Origin of the sequence: Streptomyces atratus, assembly GCF_040655115.1 — a bacterium.
Classification (GTDB): Bacteria; Actinomycetota; Actinomycetes; order Streptomycetales; family Streptomycetaceae; genus Streptomyces; species Streptomyces atratus_D.
Genome location: NZ_JBFAJH010000004.1, coordinates 211757 through 231977, shown reverse-complemented (window position 1 = coordinate 231977; position 20221 = coordinate 211757). Strand labels below are relative to the sequence as shown.

Annotated in this window: 21 protein-coding genes and 4 pseudogenes; 10 read left to right on the top strand and 15 right to left on the bottom strand. The window is 70.0% G+C overall.

The genetic code is table 11. The annotated features are described in order from the left end of the window. Positions 1–87 precede the first annotated feature (87 nt). Positions 88–1314, top strand: coding sequence for a cytochrome P450 family protein (locus tag AB0I23_RS07935; RefSeq protein ID WP_359107866.1), 1227 nt, complete (start codon positions 88–90; stop codon positions 1312–1314). Between the two features lie 222 nt (positions 1315–1536). Continuing rightward, a complete protein-coding gene (locus AB0I23_RS07930; RefSeq protein WP_359107864.1) occupies positions 1537–2346 on the top strand; it encodes a COG4705 family protein in 810 nt (269 codons plus the stop codon). On the opposite strand, the gene AB0I23_RS07925 is transcribed toward AB0I23_RS07930, so the two are convergent. Further along, positions 2327–3697 (bottom strand): sensor histidine kinase, encoded by a 1371-nt coding sequence (locus tag AB0I23_RS07925; protein ID WP_359107862.1) that lies wholly within the window; start codon positions 3695–3697, stop codon positions 2327–2329. The two genes, AB0I23_RS07930 and AB0I23_RS07925, sit on opposite strands and share 20 nt — an antisense overlap. Continuing rightward, complete coding sequence (locus AB0I23_RS07920) at positions 3694–4356, bottom strand: response regulator transcription factor (protein WP_359108033.1); 663 nt, start codon at positions 4354–4356, stop codon at positions 3694–3696. The genes AB0I23_RS07925 and AB0I23_RS07920 overlap by 4 nt, the downstream gene beginning before the upstream one ends. 368 nt (positions 4357–4724) lie before the next feature. On the opposite strand from AB0I23_RS07920, the gene AB0I23_RS07915 reads away from it, so the two are divergent. Then, positions 4725–4856, top strand: coding sequence for a hypothetical protein (locus tag AB0I23_RS07915; protein ID WP_359107860.1), 132 nt, complete (start codon positions 4725–4727; stop codon positions 4854–4856). Positions 4857–5052: 196 nt separating this feature from the next. Here the strand turns inward: AB0I23_RS07915 and AB0I23_RS07910 are convergent, their stop codons facing one another. Continuing rightward, positions 5053–5547, bottom strand: coding sequence for an FBP domain-containing protein (locus tag AB0I23_RS07910; protein ID WP_359107858.1), 495 nt, complete (start codon positions 5545–5547; stop codon positions 5053–5055). A gap of 218 nt (positions 5548–5765) precedes the next feature. Then, entirely contained in the window at positions 5766–5945 is a 180-nt protein-coding gene (locus AB0I23_RS07905; RefSeq protein ID WP_359107856.1) for a hypothetical protein, read from the bottom strand. Between the two features lie 200 nt (positions 5946–6145). On the opposite strand from AB0I23_RS07905, the gene AB0I23_RS07900 reads away from it, so the two are divergent. Beyond that, positions 6146–6460: a hypothetical protein gene (locus tag AB0I23_RS07900; RefSeq protein ID WP_359107854.1), complete on the top strand. Its 315-nt coding sequence runs from the start codon at positions 6146–6148 to the stop codon at positions 6458–6460. Here the strand turns inward: AB0I23_RS07900 and AB0I23_RS07895 are convergent. Further along, positions 6435–7412: an AraC family transcriptional regulator gene (locus AB0I23_RS07895; RefSeq protein ID WP_359107852.1), complete on the bottom strand. Its 978-nt coding sequence runs from the start codon at positions 7410–7412 to the stop codon at positions 6435–6437. The genes AB0I23_RS07900 and AB0I23_RS07895 overlap by 26 nt on opposite strands. A 75-nt stretch (positions 7413–7487) precedes the next feature. On the opposite strand from AB0I23_RS07895, the gene AB0I23_RS07890 reads away from it, so the two are divergent. The 3 genes from AB0I23_RS07890 (at position 7488) to AB0I23_RS07880 (ending at position 9840) form a co-directional block, all read left to right on the top strand. After that, the gene (locus AB0I23_RS07890; RefSeq protein WP_359107850.1) at positions 7488–8336 is read left to right on the top strand and encodes an NmrA family NAD(P)-binding protein; all 849 of its coding nucleotides are present in this window, start codon (positions 7488–7490) and stop codon (positions 8334–8336) included. Beyond that, positions 8333–8779, top strand: a complete 447-nt coding sequence (locus AB0I23_RS07885) for a nuclear transport factor 2 family protein (protein ID WP_359107848.1) — start codon at positions 8333–8335, stop codon at positions 8777–8779. Before AB0I23_RS07890 ends, AB0I23_RS07885 begins: the two co-directional genes overlap by 4 nt. Positions 8780–8874: 95 nt before the next feature. Then, positions 8875–9840, top strand: coding sequence for an alpha/beta hydrolase (locus tag AB0I23_RS07880; RefSeq protein ID WP_359107846.1), 966 nt, complete (start codon positions 8875–8877; stop codon positions 9838–9840). 152 nt (positions 9841–9992) lie between these two features. On the opposite strand, the pseudogene AB0I23_RS07875 reads toward AB0I23_RS07880, so the two are convergent. Continuing rightward, positions 9993–10463, bottom strand: a pseudogene (locus tag AB0I23_RS07875) (site-specific integrase); the annotation flags it as partial. 13 nt (positions 10464–10476) lie between these two features. Between AB0I23_RS07875 and AB0I23_RS07870 the strand changes: the two are divergent. Then, positions 10477–11040: a transposase gene (locus AB0I23_RS07870; protein ID WP_359107845.1), complete on the top strand. Its 564-nt coding sequence runs from the start codon at positions 10477–10479 to the stop codon at positions 11038–11040. A gap of 465 nt (positions 11041–11505) precedes the next feature. Next, entirely contained in the window at positions 11506–11871 is a 366-nt protein-coding gene (locus tag AB0I23_RS07865) for a DUF2750 domain-containing protein (protein ID WP_359107843.1), read from the top strand. Between the two features lie 130 nt (positions 11872–12001). On the opposite strand, the gene AB0I23_RS07860 is transcribed toward AB0I23_RS07865, so the two are convergent. Continuing rightward, positions 12002–12142 carry a hypothetical protein gene (locus tag AB0I23_RS07860; protein WP_359107841.1) on the bottom strand — a complete coding sequence of 47 codons (141 nt, stop codon included), beginning with the start codon at positions 12140–12142 and terminating at the stop codon, positions 12002–12004. A 188-nt stretch (positions 12143–12330) separates the two neighbouring features. Between AB0I23_RS07860 and AB0I23_RS07855 the strand changes: the two genes are divergently transcribed. Then, complete coding sequence (locus tag AB0I23_RS07855) at positions 12331–12795, top strand: hypothetical protein (RefSeq protein WP_359107839.1); 465 nt, start codon at positions 12331–12333, stop codon at positions 12793–12795. Here the strand turns inward: AB0I23_RS07855 and AB0I23_RS07850 are convergent. The 8 genes and pseudogenes from AB0I23_RS07850 to AB0I23_RS07815 all read right to left on the bottom strand — a co-directional run bounded on the left by AB0I23_RS07850 (position 12754) and on the right by AB0I23_RS07815 (position 20141). Next, positions 12754–13557, bottom strand: a complete 804-nt coding sequence (locus tag AB0I23_RS07850) for a phosphatidate cytidylyltransferase (protein WP_359107837.1) — start codon at positions 13555–13557, stop codon at positions 12754–12756. The genes AB0I23_RS07855 and AB0I23_RS07850 overlap by 42 nt on opposite strands. After that, entirely contained in the window at positions 13554–15335 is a 1782-nt protein-coding gene (locus AB0I23_RS07845; protein WP_359107835.1) for a histidinol-phosphate aminotransferase family protein, read from the bottom strand. The genes AB0I23_RS07850 and AB0I23_RS07845 overlap by 4 nt, the downstream gene beginning before the upstream one ends. A 1149-nt stretch (positions 15336–16484) precedes the next feature. Continuing rightward, positions 16485–16610, bottom strand: a pseudogene (locus AB0I23_RS07840) (DNA mismatch repair protein MutT); the annotation flags it as partial. Positions 16611–16787: 177 nt separating this feature from the next. Further along, on the bottom strand, positions 16788–16991 hold the full coding sequence (locus AB0I23_RS07835; protein ID WP_359107833.1) for an ATP-binding cassette domain-containing protein: 204 nt from the start codon (positions 16989–16991) through the stop codon (positions 16788–16790). Between the two features lie 18 nt (positions 16992–17009). After that, a complete protein-coding gene (locus AB0I23_RS07830; protein ID WP_359107831.1) occupies positions 17010–17909 on the bottom strand; it encodes a hypothetical protein in 900 nt (299 codons plus the stop codon). Further along, positions 17906–18917 (bottom strand): annotated as a pseudogene (locus AB0I23_RS07825) (SPFH domain-containing protein). The gene AB0I23_RS07830 and the pseudogene AB0I23_RS07825 overlap by 4 nt, the downstream one beginning before the upstream one ends. Positions 18918–19013: 96 nt before the next feature. Then, positions 19014–19389 (bottom strand): annotated as a pseudogene (locus AB0I23_RS07820) (SDR family NAD(P)-dependent oxidoreductase); the annotation flags it as partial. A gap of 122 nt (positions 19390–19511) precedes the next feature. After that, the gene (locus tag AB0I23_RS07815; RefSeq protein WP_359107829.1) at positions 19512–20141 is read right to left on the bottom strand and encodes a TetR/AcrR family transcriptional regulator; all 630 of its coding nucleotides are present in this window, start codon (positions 20139–20141) and stop codon (positions 19512–19514) included. Between the last annotated feature and the right edge of the window lie 80 nt (positions 20142–20221).

Genomic DNA, 20221 nt, shown 5'->3' with positions numbered 1-20221 from the left:
GCGTCCCCGGGTCAGCTACATGGGGACATATACCCTCAGTCCTGACAAGTTCGCACTAAAAGGGTGCAACGTATCCCCGGAGGCATCATGAGTCAGCAACCGGTCCTTCTGCCGTACACCGACCCGGCCTTCGTCGCGGATCCCTTCCCGCTCTTCCGCCAGCTGCGCGAGGAAGGCCCGGTGCGCCGTGCCGTGATCGCCGGAGGCCTGGAGGCATGGCTGGTCACGCGGTACGACGACGGTCTCGCGGCCCTGGCGGACCCCCGGTTGAGCAGCGACGTCCGCGACGCCTCGGATCCCCAGCTGCTGCGGCAGCTGCCCGCGACGGAACGCGAGTCGATGATCAGCAACATGCTTCGCTCGGACCCGCCCGACCACACCCGCCTGCGCCGTCTGGTCTCGAAGGCGTTCACGGCGCGCAGAGTGGCCGAGCTGCGGCCCCGTATCCAGGAGATCAGCGACCGGCTGCTCGACGCGGTCGTACCCGCCGGACGGGCCGAACTCGTCGCGGACTTCGCGCTTCCGCTGCCGGTCACCGTGATCAGCGAACTGCTCGGTGTGCCCGTGGAGGACCGGTACGACTTCCAGCGATGGACCGACGACATGCTCCTGAGAGGGGCGGAGCCTCCGGACTCGGCGCTGGTGAACGAGTCCTGGCAGCGGATGCACTCCTACCTGACCAAGCTCCTGGAAGCCAAACGGGCCCGGCCCGGGGATGATCTGCTCAGCGCGCTGATCACCGCCAGGGACGAGGAGCAGCAGCTGAACGAGGACGAGCTGATCGCCATGACGTTCCTGCTGCTGGTGGCGGGATACATCACCACCGTCAACCTGATCGGCAGCGGTATCACGGCGCTGCTCGCCAACCCCGGTCAGCTCGAGATGCTGCGGGACGATCCGGCGCTGCTGCCGGGCGCGATCGAGGAATTCCTGCGCTACGACGGACCGGTCAACCCCGGCATCGCCCGGTTCGCGCGCGAGGACGTCGAGATCGCGGGCGTGAACATCCCATGCGGCGCGACCGTGCTGATCGCCTCCGCCATCGCGAACCGGGACCCGGCACGGTTCTTCGATCCGGACCGGCTGGACATCACCCGGCGGGACACCGCCCACCTTGCGTTCGGGCACGGCATCCACTACTGCCTGGGTGCACCGCTGGCCAGGCTGGAGGGTCAGATCGCCATCGGAACCGCCCTGCGCCGCCTCCCGGGCCTCGCGCTGGCCGTGCCGCCCGGCGAGCTGCGCTGGCGGCCGGGCGGACTGCGCGGCCCCGAGCGCCTGCCTGTCACCTTCACATCCGGCGGCGCGAGCTGAGGGCGCCAGAATCCGGAGCGCGCACACGCGCCGCCGCCGGTGCCGAACGCCGCGCCGCCGACCGGCCCGAGGACGGTCAGGCCGAACCGGCGCAGGACCTCGACATCCGGCCCGAGCTCACGTCTTCCGCGCGGGGCCCGACAGCGGGTGTGGGCGAACCGGGGCCGGCCGCAGAGAAGCAGTCAGGATGTGTTCAGGTTCGCCGTGCCAGCCTCACCGCTTATGACGAATGAAACAGCTGCGTATCCGGTACGCGCCGGGGCTCGGCAGATGCTGAACAAGGTCCCCGAAGTCACGGTGTACTTCTGGGTGATCAAGGTGCTGTGCACGACGGTGGGCGAGACCGCCGCCGATCTCCTCAACGAAAACCTCGGTCTGGGGCTGACGAACACATCGCTGGTCATGGCCGTGCTGCTGATCGGCACGCTCTGGTTCCAGTTCCGGGCCAAGAAGTACGTCCCCGGGCTCTACTGGCTCGCCGTGGTGCTGATCAGCGTGGTCGGCACGCTGGTGAGCGACAACCTCACGGACAATTTCGGGGTGGCCCTGGAGACGACGACGGCCGTCTTCGCCGTGGCGCTCGTCGCGGTGTTCGCCGCCTGGTACGCGAGCGAGCGGACGCTCTCCATCCACTCCATTCGCACCGCCCGCCGTGAGGCGTTCTACTGGGCGGCGATCCTTTTCACGTTCGCTCTCGGCACCTCGGCGGGTGACCTCACGGCGGAGCGGATGGACCTCGGGTACTGGGTGTCCGCAGTGCTGTTCGCCGTGCTCATCGCCGCCGTGGCCGCCGCCCACTACGGGCTCGGCCTCGCCGCCGTCCCGGCGTTCTGGATCGCGTACATCCTCACCCGCCCGCTCGGCGCCTCGTTCGGCGACTATCTCTCTCAGGCGCGCGCCGACGGCGGTCTCGGCCTCGGTACGGTCGGCACCAGCGCGATCTTCCTCGTCCTGATCCTGGCCCTGGTCAGCTATCTGACGGTGACCCGACGGGACGCGACCCCCGCTCCCGTCAGCCCGTCGGGAGGCTGACCACGAACCGCGCTCCGGCGGCGGCCGGATCCCACTCGATGTCGCCGCCGGACGCGCGGGCCAGCCGCCGGGCGAGGGCCAGCCCGAGGCCGGCCCCGTCATGACCGTCGTCCGGGTCGGCGCGACGGCCCGGCTCGAAGACCTCCGGGCCGGTCTCCGCGGGCACACCCGGGCCGTCGTCGGTCACGGCGAGCTCGACACCGTCCGGGGTCTGGGTGTACGTCAGGGTGACGGCGGTGGCGGCGTAGCGGCGGGCATTGTCGAGCAGCGGCATGAGCATGCGTTCCACGAGCGCGGGGGAGACCCCTGCGGTGACGGCGGCGCCGCCCCGTACGGACAGCGGCGGGGCGTCGGGGTGCTGCCGCGCGTACTGCTCGGCCACGTGATGGGCCCATTCGGGCAGTCGGCAGCGGCCGGGCGACTGCTCGGTGCGGGCGCGGGCTTCGGACAGCAGGGTGTCGCAGATGTGCCGCATGCTCGTGGCGGCGGCAGCGATCGCCTCGTGGGAGGCGTGCTGTCCGGCCGCGTCCCGTGGCCGGGCGGTGAGCCAGTCGGTCTCGGCCACGATGCGGGCCAGTGGGGTGCGCAGCTCGTGCGAGAGCTCGGCGGTCTGAAGCTGTTCGTGGCGCAGTACGGCGGCCAGCCGGTCCAGGAGCTCGTCGAGGTTGGTGGCGAGCGAGGCGAGCTCGTCCGGGCGGTGGCCGGTGCCGAAGCGTTCGGCGGCGCCGAGCTCACTCCAGCGGGCGGCCCGGGAGCTCATTTCGGTGACCGGGCGCAGGGCCCGCCCGACGATGGTGCGGGTGAGCAGGTAGACCCCGGCCAGGAGCAGCAGCCCGAGGACTGCCGAGCCGGCGAGGGCGGCGCGGGCGGTGCTGCGGTACGGGTCGAGCGAGACGGCGACGACAACGGTGCCGGTCTGCCGGTTGCCGACGCGCACCGGCAGGGCGTACAGCCGGGAGGCGTTCCTGCCGCCCGACTCCTGGTATCTGATGCCCTGGCCGGTGAGCCCGTCCGCCTGCCGCTGGAGGGCGGCGGGCGCGCTCGGCCGTTCGACGGCTGCGCCGCCGCGGTAGATCCACGTGCCGACATCCAGGGCACGGTCGTCGGCCGGTTCGTTGACGACGATGCTGCCGTCCGGGCGCGCCTCGACGGTGGCGGCCACCGCCGCGGCGCGGGTCTGCAGCAGGTCGGCGGCCTGGCTGCTCAGCCGTCCGGCGAGAACGATGTTGAACGCGACGGTGAGCGCGGCGACCCAGGCCGTGGCGGAGGCCAGGGCGAGCAGGGCGAGGCGGCCCCGCAGAGTGCGGGGCAGCGCGGCGCGGAGTCGTCCGGTGAGGCGGAACCATTTCATATCAGTCGGTACCCGACACCTCGTACCGTACTGATCTCCTGTGGGCTGTCCGCCTCGCGCAGCTTCCGGCGCAGCCGGGTCAGGTACTGGTCCAGCGTGTTGTCGCTGACCTGAGCCCCGTCGGGCCAGGCCGCCCGCAGCAGGTCCCGTCTGCGTACGGTGGTTCCGGGCGCCGCCATCAGTGCCGCCAGCAGGCGGAACTCGGTGGGGGTGAGTGCCACCGGCTTGCCGTGCACCTCCAGGAGGTGGCGTACGGGATCGAGCCGGAGCTCCGCCAGCTCGACCACGGGGTCCGGTCCGGCGCGGCGCAGTGCCGCGCGGATCCGGGCGGCCAGTTCCGCCAGGTGGAAGGGTTTGGCGAGGTAGTCGTCGCCGCCCGCGGAGAAGCCCGAGAGCCGGTCGGTGAGCGTGTCGTGCGCGGTGAGGAAGACCACCGGGGCCTGCAGCCCCGCCGAACGCATGGCCTGGCACACGTCCCGGCCGTCCGAGTCGGGCAGTCCGATGTCGAGGACGACGGCATCCACCTGGTCGTCGAGGGTGCGCAGGGCGCCTGCTCCGCTGGCGGCGGTCACGACGGCGAAGTTCTCCTCGCGCAGTCCGCGGGCGAGCACGTCGCGCAGCCCGTGGTCGTCCTCGACGACCAGGACGCGGCGTTGCATGAGTTCCGTCACGGCAGTCGACTCCTTCTGTCGGGGCCCGCAGCCCGGTCGCAGCACTATCGTCTACAGGACTGTAGACGAGACTGACCGGCTCATGCTCCGCCGTGATCGTGACCTGTACTGTCGGTCTCAAGGCCGTAGCCGTTTCCTCGCGGTGTCGTGATCCGCGACAGGTCCAGGGGCGCCGCCGTCGCATCGGCGGCCCGCCTGGAGCCGGCTGCGCAGCGAGGTCGTCGTCACATTGAAGGTCTTGGCCGGACCGAACCCAGAGGTGGGACCGGATCCGACCGCGGAGCGGGTCCCGCTGATGTCGGTGACGGTTGCGGTTGTGCCGGCCGCTGCCGGAGCAGCCGTGCCACGTCCTTCCGATGCGTGCCGCCGGTGTCGACGAGGAACGCACCGAGGGCGTCGCTGCCGGTCCTCCGGGCGATGACGAGGCGTTGGCGACGAAGAAGCTGTTCTTCGGCGCGGTCGGGAACTCCTTCACGACGCCCGCGTAGGAGGAAGGGCACGGTACGGAGGGCCCTGCTGCGGCTGTCCTGTGTACGCGGCTTCACCGTGTCGCCCGGCGAGGGCCGGAAGTCGTGCACCGTAAGGCGGAGGAGGGAGTCGACGCCGAGCGTCGGTGACTGACGACAACGCGGCAAGTGGAGTCGCAGAGCGTCGGGAGCACACTCCCTGTCGCGGCGGAGGCTGTCAGTCGAAGAGCGTGCGCAGGAACGCGGCGAGGTTGGTCCTGGTGCGTTCCACCTGCTGCTCCAGCGTCAGCGATTCCTTGAAGCGGCCGCCGGGGGCCGGGACCTTCCTCCCGCGTACGTACAGCGAACAGGCGAGATCGGTGCAGATGTACACGCCGACCGAATTCCCCTCCCGCCCGGCCGAGCCCGTCTTGCGGGCGGTCATCAGGGAGACACCGCTGCCCGGGTGCGTGGTGAGGCAGAGCGAGCACATGCTGCGGTGCAGGAACCCCCGCTGCTGGGAGGGGTACCGGAGGCTGATGCCGGTCAGTTCGCCGTCGTGCTCGGTGACGATGTAGCTGCGACCCGGCGCGGAGAGATCGCGCCACCCCAAGAAGTCCAGGTCGTCCCAAGGCTGCTCGGCAAGATCGCGTGGCATCGGCAGGCGCCTCGCCTCCCCCTTCGAGCAATTGACGAACGACGCCCGGATGTCCTGTTCACTCACGGCCTTCATGCCGAGGACGCTAAACGTGCCTAAAACTCCTAGGCAAATGATTAAGAGGACTAGGTTACGAGGCGCGGCGGTCCTGATGTCCAGGCGGTGCGTGGGGGATGGTCGACGTCCGGACCGGGGCGCCAGGCCGTGAGGATCTGTGCCGACGGAACGAAGAGCGGTCCCGGCAGGGCGTCGAGACCGGTCCACTGCCAGGCGCTGATCCGATGGGGCTCGGTCTACCGGGGGCTCGCGTCCCGCACCGACACGAGGGCGGCCATGGTCACGCGGTTGATGCCGGCAGCCACGTCGTGGAGCATCGCGAAGACCGTCACCCGGTCCTCGGGAACATCGAGTGCGGTCTCCTCGTGGAGCTCACGCACGGCAGCGGCAGCGGCGGCGATCGGCGGAGCTGACACGCGTGAACTCGGGGCACTGGACCGTCGACTTCTACGATCTGACCATTCCGTCTCCCGCTACGGATTACCCAGATTTGCATCGGTTCGGTGACATATCTGCCAGAGCGATAGCGAATGGGGCTAGGCACGGAGCCCCGGTCATTCTTTCGCCTACCGGGAGGCCCGACTGGCGAATCAGTCTCTTCTTCCGCAAAGGGGCCATGGTGGACGCGGAGCCGGGTACTTGGCGCCGCTACGCCTACTCAATGATCGTCTGGCTGGACTTCCTGGAAGCGATCGGCGTCGCGTGGGATCGCGCAGGCTGGCGGGCTCCCTCCCGACAGGGCGGCGCCGGCTTCGGTATGGCTCGGTGGGAGATGTCCCTGCCGACCATCGCCGTAGGGGATGACGTCACTCAGGACGTCTCGGGAGTGGATGCGCCCGTCAGTGCGGTGGCCCAGCTGTGCGGGGGCGATCTCGGGCTGCCGTCGGTGTCGCGTCCGCAGTGCCTCACGAGCCGGGGTGCGTGGTGGTGAGCGGTGGCGTGTCTGCTGCTGCTTGTTCCCTCTGGCGCCAGTTTCCTGGCGGGTGTCCGTGGTGGCGGCGGAAGGCGGCCGCGAACGCGAAGGGCGAGCCGTAGCCGACGGCGTCGGCGATCTGGGCGAGGGTGAGGTCGTCGGCGCGCAGGTGGTCGCGGGCGAGTGTCATGCGCCATTCGGTCAGGTACTGCATGGGGGCTTGGCCGAGTGCTTCGCGGAAGGTTCGTGCGAAGGCGGCGCGGGACAGGCCGCTGATCGCGGCGAGTTCGGGGACCGTCCATGGGTGGGCGGCGTTTTCGTGCATGGCTTGCAGCGCGGCGCCCAGCCGGGGATCTGCGGAGGCCCGGTACCAGCGTGGTGCGGTCATGCTGCGGCGGAAGTCGCTGCGGATGGCGAGCACGAGAAGCAGGTCCAGGAGGCGGTCGAGCACGATCTGCTGGGCGGGTTCGGTTTGGACCAGCTCGCGGGACAGCAGGGTGATCACCTCCCGCAGGGGATCGTCGATCGCCGCCGCGAGGGTCATGACCTGGGGTAGTGCGTCGAGCAGTCCGCTGCCGACATCGCCGGAGAACTGGTAGGCGCCGCAGAGGAATACCGTGGCCTGCGGGTTGTTGTTGGGGCCTGCCTGGGCGTGGCGTGCCCGGAACTCCTCGGGTTCCAGGCAGTTGGTGCCCGGCTCGTGCCCGATGTAGTGATTCGGCCCGCCGCGTACCAGCGCAACGGTTCCCGGTGTGAGTTCCACCGGCTGGCCGGGGGTGTCCAGCCAGAGGTAGGCCCGTCCGCGGACGACGGTGTGCACGGCGAGCTGGATCGAGCCGCCCAGCCGAAGTCCCCACGGTGGTTCGGCGACCGTCCGCGCGAACACCGCGCCGGTGGCGCGCGCCCGCACCAGATGATCAGACAGCACGTCCATAAGATCATGGTCGAGCAGGACGAGCGTGCGGGTCAAGGCGCGAGAGCTTCGCGTAAAAAGTCGAGCGAAGCGCACATGGATTGTCTCGGCCACGGCTTCGATCATGGAGCCATGAACAAAGAAGCACCTACCGCACTCATCCTGGGCGGCACCGGCCGGACCGGCTCGCTGCTGACCGGCCCACTCGCCCGCCGAGGCATCACCCCCCGTACCGCCGCGCGCCGCGGAGCCGACGTCCGGTTCGACTGGGACGACCCGGCCACTCATCCGGACGCCCTAGCCGGCGTCGACCGCCTCTACCTGGTGACACCGGTCATGCGCCTCAGGTACGCGGACCAGGTCGCCGACTTCCTGGACCTCGCCGAGACGTCCGGCGTACGCCACGTCACTTTCCTGAGCACCTACAATGCCGACCAGGCACCGGCCGGGATCGACATCGCGGCCATCGAGGCCGACCTCGCCTCCCGGCGATCCATGACGCATTCCGTTCTGCGCCCCGCATGGGTGATGCAGAACTTCGCCGACGACCACCTCCCGGTCATCGACGGGGTGATCACAGCCCCGAGCAACGGCGGCAGGGAGGCTTTCGTCGACGCGAACGACATCGCGGCGGTCGCGGCCCAGACGCTGCTGGACCCCGAAGCCCACGCTGGGGCCACCTACTCGCTCACCGGCCCGCAGGACCTCACCTTCCGTGAGGTCGCCGACACCCTCGCCTCCGTAAGTGGCCGCCCCGTCTTCTACAACGACATCGACCAGGAGGCATGGATCAACGGCGCGCTCGCCGCAGGCGTCCCCGCCGACTACGCGGTGATGCTGCGCTGGCTCACCGGCGCCATCATCACCGGCAACGGCGCCACACCCACCGGCGACATCGAGAAGGTCACCGGCCGCCCGGCCACCACCTTCCGCGAGTTCGCCGAGCGCAACGCCCGCGCCTGGACGCTGGAGGCATCATGAGCAAGACCGTCGGCGACAACGCTCCCTTCGGGGCGAACAGCCCGTTCTTCCGCATCATCAAGGAGGGCCTGGACGGCCTGGCCGACGGGGAGGACTACTTCGATCTCCTCGCCGAGGACGTGGTCTTCGAGTACGTGATCTCCGTGCCGGGGTACCCCAAACGAGTCGAGGGACGGCAGGGAATCATCGACCTCTACAGCGACTACGGCGACTACATGAAGCTGCGCAGTGCCGACAACCTCCGCGTCCACCGAGACCCCGAAACCTCTGTCGTGGTCCTGGAGTACGAAGTGCACGGCACGTCGGTCCAGACAGGCCGGCCCTACGACAACCGCTTCGTCTCGGTCGTGACCGTCAAGGACCGCAAGGTGACCCACTGGCGCGACTACCTCGACCCCGTCGCCGTGTTCGACGCAGCCGGATGGCCGCGCCGCCACTCCTAACGGCCAGCGCATCAGGCACCTGACAGCCACGCCCACATCGGGCGCCGCACAGCCCACAACAGTCATTGAACGGGACTCACCCGAGGAGATCCGCCATGTCCGAATACACCCCGACCGCCCCGGTGTTGGAGCAGGCCGCGTCCGAGTTCGCCGCCGCGACCGCCAACCCGCCGTACCTGTTCGACCTCGGCCCGGTGCAGGGCCGCAAGACGGTCGACGAGGTCCAATCGGCCGAGATCGCCAAGCCGGCGGTCGATGAGGAGTGGATCGAGGTGGCCGGCGGGCCGACCGGCTCGGTCCGGGCCCGGATCGTCAAGCCGGCTGGTGCTACCGGCCCCCTGCCCGTCATCGTCTACATCCACGGCGCCGGCTGGGTCTTCGGCAACGCCCACACCCACGACCGCCTGGTGCGCGAGCTCGCCGTCGGCGCGGGCGCGGCCGTGGTCTTCCCCGAGTACGACCTCTCCCCGGAGGCCCGCTACCCGGTCGCCATCGAGCAGAACTTCACCGTCGCCCGCTGGGTCGTCACCGACGGCGCGAGCAAGGGCCTGGACGCCACCCGCATCGCTGTCGCCGGCGACAGCGTCGGCGGCAACATGACCGCCGCCCTCACCCTCATGGCCAAGGAACGCGGCGGCGTCCCGCTCCTCGCCCAGGTGCTCTTCTACCCGGTCACCGACGCCAGCTTCAACACCTCGTCGTACCGCCAGTTCGCCGAGGGCTACTTCCTGCGCCGCGACGCCATGCAGTGGTTCTGGGACCAGTACACAACCGACCCCACCCAGCGCGCCGAGATCACCGCCTCCCCGCTGCGCGCCACCACCGAGCAGCTCACCGGCCTCCCCCAGGCGCTGGTCATCACCGGCGAAGCTGACGTCCTGCGTGATGAGGGCGAGGCATACGCCAACAAGCTCCGCCAGGCCGGCGTCCCGGTCACCGCCACCCGCTACCAGGCCATCATCCATGACTTCGTCATGCTCAACGCCCTGCGCGGCACCAACGCCGCCGAGGCCGCCATCACCCAGGCGATCGACTTCCTCGCCAAGGCGCTCAACGCCTGACCAGCCCTCGTCCTGCGCCCGCGCCCGCTCAACAAGCCGACGCGGGCGCGCGGCCTTCGAGTGCCCCTGAGCCCCCGAACACGATGCCAGGCCAGCAGGGCTGACGATGGAATCGGAAGTCATCGAGCAGCCGACCCGGCGACAGCCGCGCATCAGCGGCGGGCGTTCCCGGGCGCGAGCACGCTGGTGATCTCGGCGATCGCCTCCGGAGACGGCTTGAAGTAGCGACGGACGTTCTCCGGCTTCCTGTGCCGGGACTCCGCCATCAGCATGAGCAGCGAGGCACCATGCTCACCGAGGTGGGTCAGGGCGGAATGGCGGTACTCGTGCAGGTCCCAGCCCGTTCCCGGTCCGCGCAGCGCGGTGTGCTCGTCCAGCAGGGCACGCGCCTGGCCGTACGAGAGGCGGGCCCGTCCAGTGTCGGGGCAGACGTCGCGGGCGCTGGCGACCTTGCCGGGGCCCGGGCTCCGGTGTGTGACAAACACCGGCCCGCGAGTGCGGCCCTTAAGCAGGCGGGGAAGCAGGCGCGCAGTGCCAGCATCCCAGTAAACGGTCTCCAGTTCGAAGTCCTCCCGCATCTGGCCCCGGCGGCGGGTCTTGGCCCGAGCGCCCTTCGCCTTCAGTTACCCGACCGCGGTGCCCGACCCCGCCACCGGTGAACTCATCTCGGACGCCGAAGTCGCCGAGATACCCGAATACACTGCGTTCGCCAGCCGTAAAAAGAGCGAGCGGGTCACTGCCCGGCTGATCGTGCGCCGGGTCCGTGACCTGGCCAAACCGCCAGTTGTGGGCGAGCAGGGCGAACTGTTTCCCGTCTGGCGCTACCACCCCTTCTTCACCGACCAGCCCGCCGCAACGCTGCAGGCCGAGCGGGAACACCGCCACCACGCCGTGGTCGAGCAGGTCATCGCGGACAGCAAAGCCGGCGCCCTCGCCCATCTGCCGTCCGGGCACTTCCACGCCAACGCGGCCTGGCTCACCCTGTGGGCGATGACCTACAACCTGCTGCGGGCCACCGGCTCCCTGACCTCCGCGTTCCACGCCAAGGCCACCACCGCCACCCTCCGCACCCACCTGATCCAGGTCCCGGCCCGCATCGCCCGCTCCGCACGACGCATCACCCTGCACCTGCCGCACAACTGGCCCTGGCAACACGCCTGGACACACCTCTTCGACACCGTCCACGACTCACCCGGCTGACACGAACAGCCCCTGACCACCCCGCCCGCCAGGGCCCAACCGGAACCGAAGAACGTGGAAAAGCTGGGCAGACCAGCAGACACCCCCTACCCATCCACGACCACCGACCCGAAACCGACTCACAAAACGATCAGAAGATCACCTTCAGGGTCTGTCGGCGGATCAAGGCTAAGCCCTCCGTGAGCCTGAGAGCGCTTTGACCTGGGGTTCGTGAGAGGAAGAGCCTTCGGCAGTCGTGTTGATCACTGACTGTCTGGAGGTCCGGAGTGCCAGTAGTTTCTGACGGATAAGCAAGCCGCGAAGTATGCGGCGTATGACGGGGCGCCGTCCCTCGACTGGTCACCCGCGTGTGTGGACGGCTCCCACATCCGCGCGAAGAAGGTGCGAACGGGGCGCGGCACCGGGGCCCTCTGGTGCCGCGCTCAAGCGTGATGCTCAAGTCGGGAACGATCTAGGAGGATTCAGGTGAGCACAAGCGGGGCTCAGGCAGCGGCCTTCTTCCGTGAGATCGCTCGGACTCGTACCGTTTGGTGGGTTCGAGACGACGATGGCAGTCCGACCCCGGTCTCAAGTTCTGGGCAACCAGCTTTTCCCTATTGGTCGTCGGAGACCCGTGCGCAGCGCGCCGCTCAGCTATGGGGTCCTCAATTTCGTGCTGTTTCAATGCCGCTGGATCATTGGCGAAGCGCGGCTTTGCCGGATCTAGCCAAGGATGACTTCCGGGTAGGGATTAACTGGAGCGGACAGCGCCTGACTGGATGGGACTTCGCTGTCGGTGAAGTAGTCAATCGTCTCATTCACTCGCTCGGCGAGCCACCATACGACCGGTAGATTCGGTCGAGTGACGGTTGCGCCGGTTGGGCTCGCGGAACTCCGGGATGCTGTCTCGGGCGAGGCCGTGAGATCGGTTCGCTACGTGGCGCTGCGGGGAGAGAGCTGGCCCGAAGTGCTCGTAACACGATCATGATTGGTGCTTCTTGATGCGTCTCCAGCAGATGAGGCTGCAGGCGAGCGAGATGAAGGCGTCGTGGAGTTCGGGGCGGCGTTCCCATCGGACGGCGAGTCGTTTGAAGTGGTGGAGCAGGGCGAAGGTCTGCTCCACGACCTAGCGGAGCTTGCCCATGCCTTTGATGTTCGGGGCGCCTCTGCGGGAGATTACGGGCAGAATCTTGCGTTTACGCAGCTCACGGCGGTGAGCGTTCGAGTCGTAGCCCTTGTCTCTCAGGAGTGCTTCGGGCCGCTTCCGCGGCCGGCCCGGGCGGCCCGGCCGCCGATGAATACCGCCGCGGGGTGGCCGGCGCCGCCCGCTTCCCCGGTCGGGTGGTCATCGCAGCCCGTAACGCCGAGCGGCTCTTGGAGAGTATCGACCCGCACCTCCATCACGGTGTGGGCATGACCTGCGTGTGGCGCTCCGAGACGGCGGCGTGCCGCCTTGCCCTCCTCGCCCAGGGTCTCCCGGAGCCGACGGGCCCAGATGAGAGCGAGTGCCGCTCCGGCTGCAGCAACCTCGCCTACACCGACCGCAACATCACCGAGCTGGGGCAGGATCTTCACCTGCTGGAGCGGTCCGCGTCCGATCCGCTCGCCCCACAGCCCTTGCGCGACCGCGCTCCGCGCTGGCCGGCCGGACCGCCGCCCACATCCGCCGTCACGCCAGCGGTACGAAGGGAGATGCGACATGAGTCGCAGGCCACGGGATCGCCAGCCCTTGAGTCAGCGCAGGAGGAGAAGGACGGCCAGGGCGAGGAGGAGTGAGTCGATTCGGTCGAGCAGGCCCCCGGAGCCGGCCAGCCAGTGAGCGGAGTCCTTCGCCTGCGCTCCTCGCTTGACCATGGATTCGAGGAGGTCCCCCGCCGGGGCGCCGACCGCCACCGCGACCGCCATCGGCAGGCTCAGCGCGGACAGCGCGGCGAGCACACCGAGGGCGGCCGCGGCACCGGAGAGGGTTCCGCTCCACCGCTTGGCCGGGGAGAGCGGTGACAGCCGTGGCCCGCCCAGCCGTTGACCGGCGAAGTACGCGACGATGTCGCCCACCGAGACAGCGACGAACAGGGCGAGCGCGGTCGCGCCGAGCGGTGCCAGGGCGGCGAGCACGCTCAGCCAGACCAGCCCGAGCAGACCGGCCCCGAGCCGGCGCAGACCGTGGGTGGAGTCACCAGCCAGCAGCGGGACCGCGGCGATGGTCAGCGCGCCGACCGCCACCGCCCGCACCTCGTTTCCGGGGGCCAGCCAGGAAGTCAGCACCACGCCGGAGACGGCCGCGGCCAGTACCGCCCTGTCCGGCCGGGACAGACCCGTCAGCCCGCCGAACTCCATCGCCGCGACCACCCCGACCACGAGCGCGAGGGCCGTCACCCCCGGGCTGCCCCACCAGAACGCTCCGGCGACCAGGGGCACTCCGACCGCCCAGCAGCACCAACGGACCAGCAGTTCGCGGCGCCCGGAGAGTGCCGCAGCGATCCCGCCGAGCGCCAGGGCCCCGCCGAGGAAGGGCGCGAGGGAGGCGACGCTGATCACCGGGCGTGGCCGGCGGCGACGTCGGCCGGGGACCCGGCGGACTGCCGCGAGAGCGAGCCGGGTCGCAGCGTTTCCAGCGCGGCTCCGTACGCCGCTACGATGCGCGCGTTCTCCGCCGCGTCCCTGACCGCGACGCGTACGGTGCGCCCTTCGTACTGCGGCGAGAGGGGTGACAGGTCGCGCAGGTAGACGTCGTGCCGGCGACACTCCCGCACCAGGCGGGCAGCGCTCGGTACGTCGTACGGCAGGGTGATGTTGAGGAAGTTCGCAACGCCCTCCTCGACCACGGCGGTGTCGGCCACCCGGGCGAGGTCGGCGGCCAGTTGACGGCGCAGGGTGTGGGTGCGGAGCCAGCAGGAGCGGTAGTGCGCGGGGTCCCGCAGGGCGGCCACGGCGGCGAGTTGTGCGGGAAGGCTCACCGCCCAGGGTGGCGTCCACCGGCGCAGCAGTGCCGCGGTGGCGGGTTCGGCCACCAGGAAGGCCGCCCGCACGCCGGACAGCGCGTACATCTTGGACAGCGAGGTGCAGACCACGACCCGCGGGTCCACCGCGGCCAGTGGGGCGAGCGACTCCGCCAGGTCCACGTAGCCGAGGTAGGCCTCGTCGATCCACCAACGGGTCCCGGCCGGGGCGGCCGCGATCAGGGTGCGCAGTTCGGCGGCGGATGCGTGGCGTCCGGTCGGGTTGTTCGGGTTGACCACGACCACCAGGTCGTAACGACCCGCCCCGACGACAGAGGCCAGCCGGGCGAAGTCGATCCGCCACCCGTCCCTCCGGTGCAACCGGAAGCGGTCCACCCGGCACCCGATCACGCGCTCGGTGACATGGGCGTATTCGCCATACCCCGGGTCCAGCAGAAGCACCCTGCTCTCCGGGGTCAGCCACCGGTCGAACGCTCTGAAGATCAGGTCCGACGAGCCGGCCCCGGCCACGAGCGTCTCCACCGGCAGTGCCCGGGCCTTCGCGAGTTCCGACAGCAGGCCCTCGGCGCCGGCGGGAGGCGAGGTTCTGGCGGACCAGGCCGGGTCTTCCGTGAGCGCCGCACCTGCCCCGGGAGCGGGCGGGAACCAGGCGTCCAGCACGTCGGCAGCGACGACCTCGTGGCGCCGGTGCAAGGTGCGAAAGTCCGTTCCAATAGCGGTGAAGGAGGCGCCGCCGTGTTCACAGCCGTCCGGCCCGGGCGCCCATTCCATGTCCAACTGCCAGTCAACCACGGAGCCGAACCGCTCCAGGACGGTGCGATACCGGGTGGTGGCCACCTGCGTCAGCCCGGCCACCTCGCCTGTCAGTACCTCGAAGGTCACCGCACCGCTGCGGACGGTGCGTCCGACGGGCCGCAGGCCGACCGCCAGGTACATGTCGAGCAGTTCGGTGCGGCCCATCGCCACCACCGTGCGCCCTCCCCGGGAGGAGATCCAGCGCAGGGCCGCGTACATCAGAAGTGGTGCCACCGCGGTGCTGCGCCAGCACGGCTCCACGGTGAGGATGCGTACCTCGAAGAGTCCCCCCTCGGACAACAGCGGCAGTTCGTCGCGTGTCAGGTACTTGTCCAGGCCGTAGCGGCCCAGCCACGGCGGGGTCAGGCTGACGAAGCCGATGCGGACCGGCCCCCGGGCCGCGACGAGGTAGACGTTGTCGCCGTCCAGTGCGTCGTACAACCGTCGGTCCGGTTGCGGCGCGTGCTGACCGAGCTCCTGGGCGTACACGCGGTGCCTCAGCTCGTGGATCCAGACCAGGTCCTCGGGAGTGGCAGCTCGTATGTGCAGGTCGCGACTCATGCATGTCTCTTTCGGCAAAGGGGGAGTCCCCTTGGGGGTACGGAGGCCGACTGGCCTGGGCGCTCTGCCCCTGAGGAGCAGCTGTGGCGAACAGGGCGACGACTGGATGCCGGGCCCGCCACGAGCGGGGGAGGAGAAGGCCGGAACGCACCTCGTCGAAGATGGGCATTCGCCGTTTCCTCACCAGAGGTTCGTGCCATGAGCACATCTTTGGGGGCGCCTTTCGGCCGCACATGAGTACGCGTACTTGAGTACGTGAGTAGTTGTCGTGGTGGTGCGGCAACGGGTGGGAACTTGCTTTCCGTCGCTCCCTGGCATCGCGGACACGATCGGATCCCTGCCTGCCGGGAATCCCTTGACCATCAAGGGTGTTGGGCACTCCCGTCGAGGTCCTGACCGGGACCGTCGCCACCAGCATCGATCCGGTCGGCGACAAGACCTGCCACGTTGCCGCTTCCCGGGCCGACAGCCCTGCAGATGCCCGGAGCACTCCCCTCCGGACCGTTCATCAGGCCGGGGGTGCCTCGGCTCGTACAACGTCGGCTGGACCATCGACGCGCTCCAGCCCGGCTTCAGCGGCTCCCGCACCTACAGCGACAACGGTCGCTATCAGCTGTTCATCGACTGGAGCGACGCCGCGGTCTTCCACTCCACCCGCACCGGCAGCACCTGGAGCGAGGAGAAAGACGCCGGCACCGCCGCCACCCAGTGCGACCCGCCCGCCGCCGTCTACCAGGACCGCCTCCACCTCGTAGAGCGAGGCACCCCGACAACTCCGTGTGGCGCTCCGCCTTCGACGGCAGCACCTGGAGCACCAACACCACCACCCCGCTGCGCAGCACCTTGGGCCCGGCGCTCGCCGAGTTCGGCGGCAAGCTCCACTGCGTCGCCCCTGGCGCGGATGATCCCAACCTGTGGTGCAGCGTCTACAACGGCAGCTCCTGGAGCACGCCGACGCGCCGAACGGCGACGGGGGTACCGATGACGGTGTCGGGCCGGCCGCTTTCAACGGGCGGTTCTACTGCATGTGGCGGGGGCACGGGGACAACTCCCTGTGGTGGGCGTCCTACGACGGCAGCTCCTGGACCGGCGCGGCACGGACCGCGCATCCGGCGCGGCAGTATCCGACAACGGACTTGCCTAATGCACCCCGGGCAGCTCCCAGGTGCCGCCGTGGTGCCTGCCGAGCAGGATGCGGCCCTGTTCGTCCTGCACGATGACGCCCACGCCGAGTGCCGCTTGGGCGACGGGCGGACGGGTGTTGCGCGTGGGGTTCTCCGGGGGCGGGGCCGCCGCACCCGGTGTGCAGCGGGTGCGGCGGCCCCTCGGTTCAACGGACCTGGGACAGGGCGTACAGTTCGGCGAAGAGACCGTCGCCGTACGCCGGTTGATCAAAGGTTCCTTACTCCCGAATTCTTCCCCGGTCGAGGACGAGGATCCGGTCGACCACCCTCACATGGTCGAGACGGCGGGTGACGACCAGGGTGATCGGGTCCGGGGTCGTCGTCCGCAGCGCCGCGAAATCCGGTGCTCGCTCCGGGCGCCCCTCTTGCTGGTGGGTTCGTCGAGGATGAGGAACCCGGGCCCGCGGTACATGGCCCGTGCGTAGGCCGGCCGCTGCCACCGACCGCCGGACAGCTCGTGTCCGCCCCACACGGAGCGGGTGACGCATGCTCAGACCGCCAGTCGCAGCGAGGTCGCCGCGACGCCGAGCCGTACTGTCTGACTCCATGTCAGTTCGATGGCGTCGGACTCCATTCCGTCGCCGAAGACCACCACCCGGTCCGACTCGACCGTGAGCCGCAGCCGCTGTTCGCGCCCCAGTTCGCCCGCCACCAGCGAGGTGCCGGTCGTGGGCGACGGCCACGCTTCACGCACGAACCAGACGAGCCGGGGGTCGGTCGGGCGCGGCAGCGACAGTGCGCTCCCGCGCTCCTGCCACAGTGAGCGCAGCCAGCCTGTGGAGCCGGTACCGGTGCCGACCAGGACCCCGGAGGACGCCTGTGGTTCGGCGGGGGAGTCCGGGGCGTCGGGGCCGAGACGGTATCGCGCCGTCTGGTGGCCGGGCGGGCCCAGGTAGATCTCATTGAGGGCGAGGAGGCGCTGGGTGTCGTCGGCGACGGCCTCGACCATGGTGAGGTCGTCCGTTGTCCCGCCGGGCGATGAGGCCGCCCGGAGCAGGGCGGCCGCATCGCCCGGACGGTGGCGCACCAGCACCCCCGGATTGCGGCCCGGGTCGGTGTCGATGCCCACGACGGGTTGGCCGGAGAGGTATTTGGCGACGTTGGCGACCAGCCCGTCCTGTCCGACCACGACCACCACGTCCTCCGGAGCGAAGAGGAAGCGGTCGAGGTCCGCGCGCTCGACCCGCGACTGGCGCCAGTGGAGCGGTACGGCTGCCGCCACATCGGCGAGCGCCTGCTGCGTTCGCCCGTGCCGCCGTGCCACCTCCTCGATGGAGCGGCCGCGAGTGGACAGGAAGAACGCGGCCTGGCCGTGCGTTCCGTGCCGGGCGAGCAACTCCTCGTACTCGGTGGTGCGGTGCACGAGCACCGCGCGCGGGGCGAGGCTCACGCGCGTGTCTCCGGGCCGGGCCGGCCGAGCTTGGCGAGCAGGTCGGTGAGGAGATCGGGGGAGCGTGAGGCTGTTGATGCGCGGCAGGTTCTCGGCGAGCCGGGTGGCGGCCAGGGCGTGCAGCGTCGAGGCGTTCACTTCGCCGTGCACCCGCAGCCAGGCCGCCTGCGACTCGGCGCGCGCGGCGCCGACCTCACGTGCGGCCTCTGCCTCGGCGCGGGCGAGCCGCACCTTGCGCGCCGCCTCGGCCTCTGCGCGTACCCCGTCGGCCGCCGCGTTCTCCTCCGCCTCCCGCCGGGTGTTGGTACCACGCTGCTCGACCAACTGCTCCTCGCGGCGGGCGAGTTCGATCTGGCTGGCCAGTTCGTTCTCCGCGATGGTCCGCTCGCGCTCGATGGCCACCGCCCGGCGTTCGTACGTCGCCCGGTCGGCCTCCTGCTGGATCTGCTCCCTGGCCGGGGTGCGCAGCGCGCGCTCCACCTCTGCCTCGGGGCGGATCGCGACCACGCGCACCGCCACCACATCGATGCCGGTCGCGGGCAGTCGGGGCTCGGCGGCCAGTCCCTCGGCGACCCGTTCCCGTACCGTGGCGACCCCGTCGACCAGAGCGCCGGCCAGTGGGGTGCGGGCCAGTACGTCGAGGGTGTGCTGCTGGGCGGTCTCGGTGAGGAGCGTGGCGATCTGCTCCAACGGCGCACCGCGCCAGGCGCCGGTGTCGGGGTCGACGGAGAAGTCGAGCCGGGTGGCCGCCTCGGCGGGGTCACTGATCCGATACGTCACGGTGGCCTGCACGGTGACGTCCTGGAAGTCGGACGTGCGTGCGTGGAAGGCCATGGCCAACTCACGGTCGCTGACCGGCACTTCGGAGAGGGCCGCGTGCAGTGACCGGTACCAGAAGCTCAGTCCCGGTCCGTCGTGCGTGAGCCGGCCGCGGTCGTGGTGGCGGATGTGGGCGGTGGGTGCGGAGCGCAGATGGCGCCAGCCGAACCGCTTGGTGATGTCGGCCATGTCGGAACCCCCTCGTTGTCGTCGCAAAGACGATAAGAGCATTGATTGATATCGTCAAGAGGACGAGAAGGGACCGCTGTGCGCTCGCCCGTTCCGTGCCGCGTCACCACAGCCGCCGTACCCCGACGCCGCGCTCTCGGTGCGGATCGGTCCCGTCGTGATGTGGTTGACGCGCACCTTCGGCGCCCGTTCCGGGGCCGGTGCCCGGGTCGGTGCCGGCAGTCCCGCCTTCGCCGCCGTGTAGGAGGCGGTACCCGGGTGCGGGGTGTGCGCGGAGACGCTGCCGATGTTGATCACTGAGCCGCCGCCGTCCTCTCGCTGCATGACTCGGTGCGCCGCCTGCGCCACATGGAACGGCGCCGGCAGATTCAGTGCGACGATCTTCTCGACGAACAGCGGTCGAGACGGTCCCCGCGTCGGAGTCGGGGGAGCCGCCCGCATCCAGCCGTCCGTACCGCTCCACCGCGGCGGCTGACGCGGGCGGCCGGTGACTCCCGAAGAAGTCACCGGCCGGCCGGACGGTGCGCCGCCCCCGTCCCCACGGTGCGGCGCAGGCGGGTCCTCGTCATCCACTCGGACGACGACCCACGTTCATCAGGACCCGGTGGCGGCCGGGTCCAGTCCCAGTGCGGGGAGTACGGCGCTCTCCACGAAGCGGGTGAGATATGCCTCATCCGCGATCTTCGCCTCCAGCAGCGGCCTGGCCCGCATCACGCCCAGCAGTTGCGCGGAGACGAACTCCGCCGCGGGGTTGTCCATGGGGATCTCACCACGCTCCATGGCTCGCTGGACCATGGTGTCGATCGCTGCGATCTCCGGCAGGATCAGCGACTCGCGCAGCGCGCAGAGCAGCTCCGGGCTCTGCAGCGCGGCATGGCTGAGTGCGTGCATCAGTGGGGTGTCACGCCCGGAACCCGCGCCGATGGCCTGGGCTGCCTCACGCAGGTCACCGGCGAGCGAGCCCGTGTCGATGTGCGAGAGCAGCATTCGCCGGGTGCTGTGCAGCGCCGCGACGACCAGTTCCGGCTTGGAGCCCCACTGTCGGTAGAGGGTGGACTTCCCGCACCGGGTGCGGGCGGCGACCCCCTCCATGGTGAGCGATTCGTAACCGCTCTCCCTGAGCAGTTCGAGCACAGCCGTGTAGAACTCTTGCGCCCGCTCCGGCGTGATCTTCGAGCGACGCGAGGTGTGGGCCTGTTCCTGCACGGAATCGTGCGACGACATGTGCTTTCCCTCTCTGCGACGAGGTCTTCCGATACGCCAGTGTACCGAAACGTGCGTGTACCGATACGCCAACGTATCGG

Coding starts and splice junctions, on each gene's coding strand:
- AB0I23_RS07935 (WP_359107866.1), top strand. CDS start 88: ATGAGTCAGCAACCGGTCCTTCTGCCGTACACCGACCCGGCCTTCGTC.
- AB0I23_RS07930 (WP_359107864.1), top strand. CDS start 1,537: ATGACGAATGAAACAGCTGCGTATCCGGTACGCGCCGGGGCTCGGCAG.
- AB0I23_RS07925 (WP_359107862.1), bottom strand. CDS start 3,697: ATGAAATGGTTCCGCCTCACCGGACGACTCCGCGCCGCGCTGCCCCGC.
- AB0I23_RS07920 (WP_359108033.1), bottom strand. CDS start 4,356: ATGCAACGCCGCGTCCTGGTCGTCGAGGACGACCACGGGCTGCGCGAC.
- AB0I23_RS07915 (WP_359107860.1), top strand. CDS start 4,725: ATGCGTGCCGCCGGTGTCGACGAGGAACGCACCGAGGGCGTCGCTGCC.
- AB0I23_RS07910 (WP_359107858.1), bottom strand. CDS start 5,547: ATGAAGGCCGTGAGTGAACAGGACATCCGGGCGTCGTTCGTCAATTGC.
- AB0I23_RS07900 (WP_359107854.1), top strand. CDS start 6,146: ATGGTGGACGCGGAGCCGGGTACTTGGCGCCGCTACGCCTACTCAATG.
- AB0I23_RS07890 (WP_359107850.1), top strand. CDS start 7,488: ATGAACAAAGAAGCACCTACCGCACTCATCCTGGGCGGCACCGGCCGG.
- AB0I23_RS07885 (WP_359107848.1), top strand. CDS start 8,333: ATGAGCAAGACCGTCGGCGACAACGCTCCCTTCGGGGCGAACAGCCCG.
- AB0I23_RS07880 (WP_359107846.1), top strand. CDS start 8,875: ATGTCCGAATACACCCCGACCGCCCCGGTGTTGGAGCAGGCCGCGTCC.
- AB0I23_RS07845 (WP_359107835.1), bottom strand. CDS start 15,335: ATGAGTCGCGACCTGCACATACGAGCTGCCACTCCCGAGGACCTGGTC.
- AB0I23_RS07815 (WP_359107829.1), bottom strand. CDS start 20,141: ATGTCGTCGCACGATTCCGTGCAGGAACAGGCCCACACCTCGCGTCGC.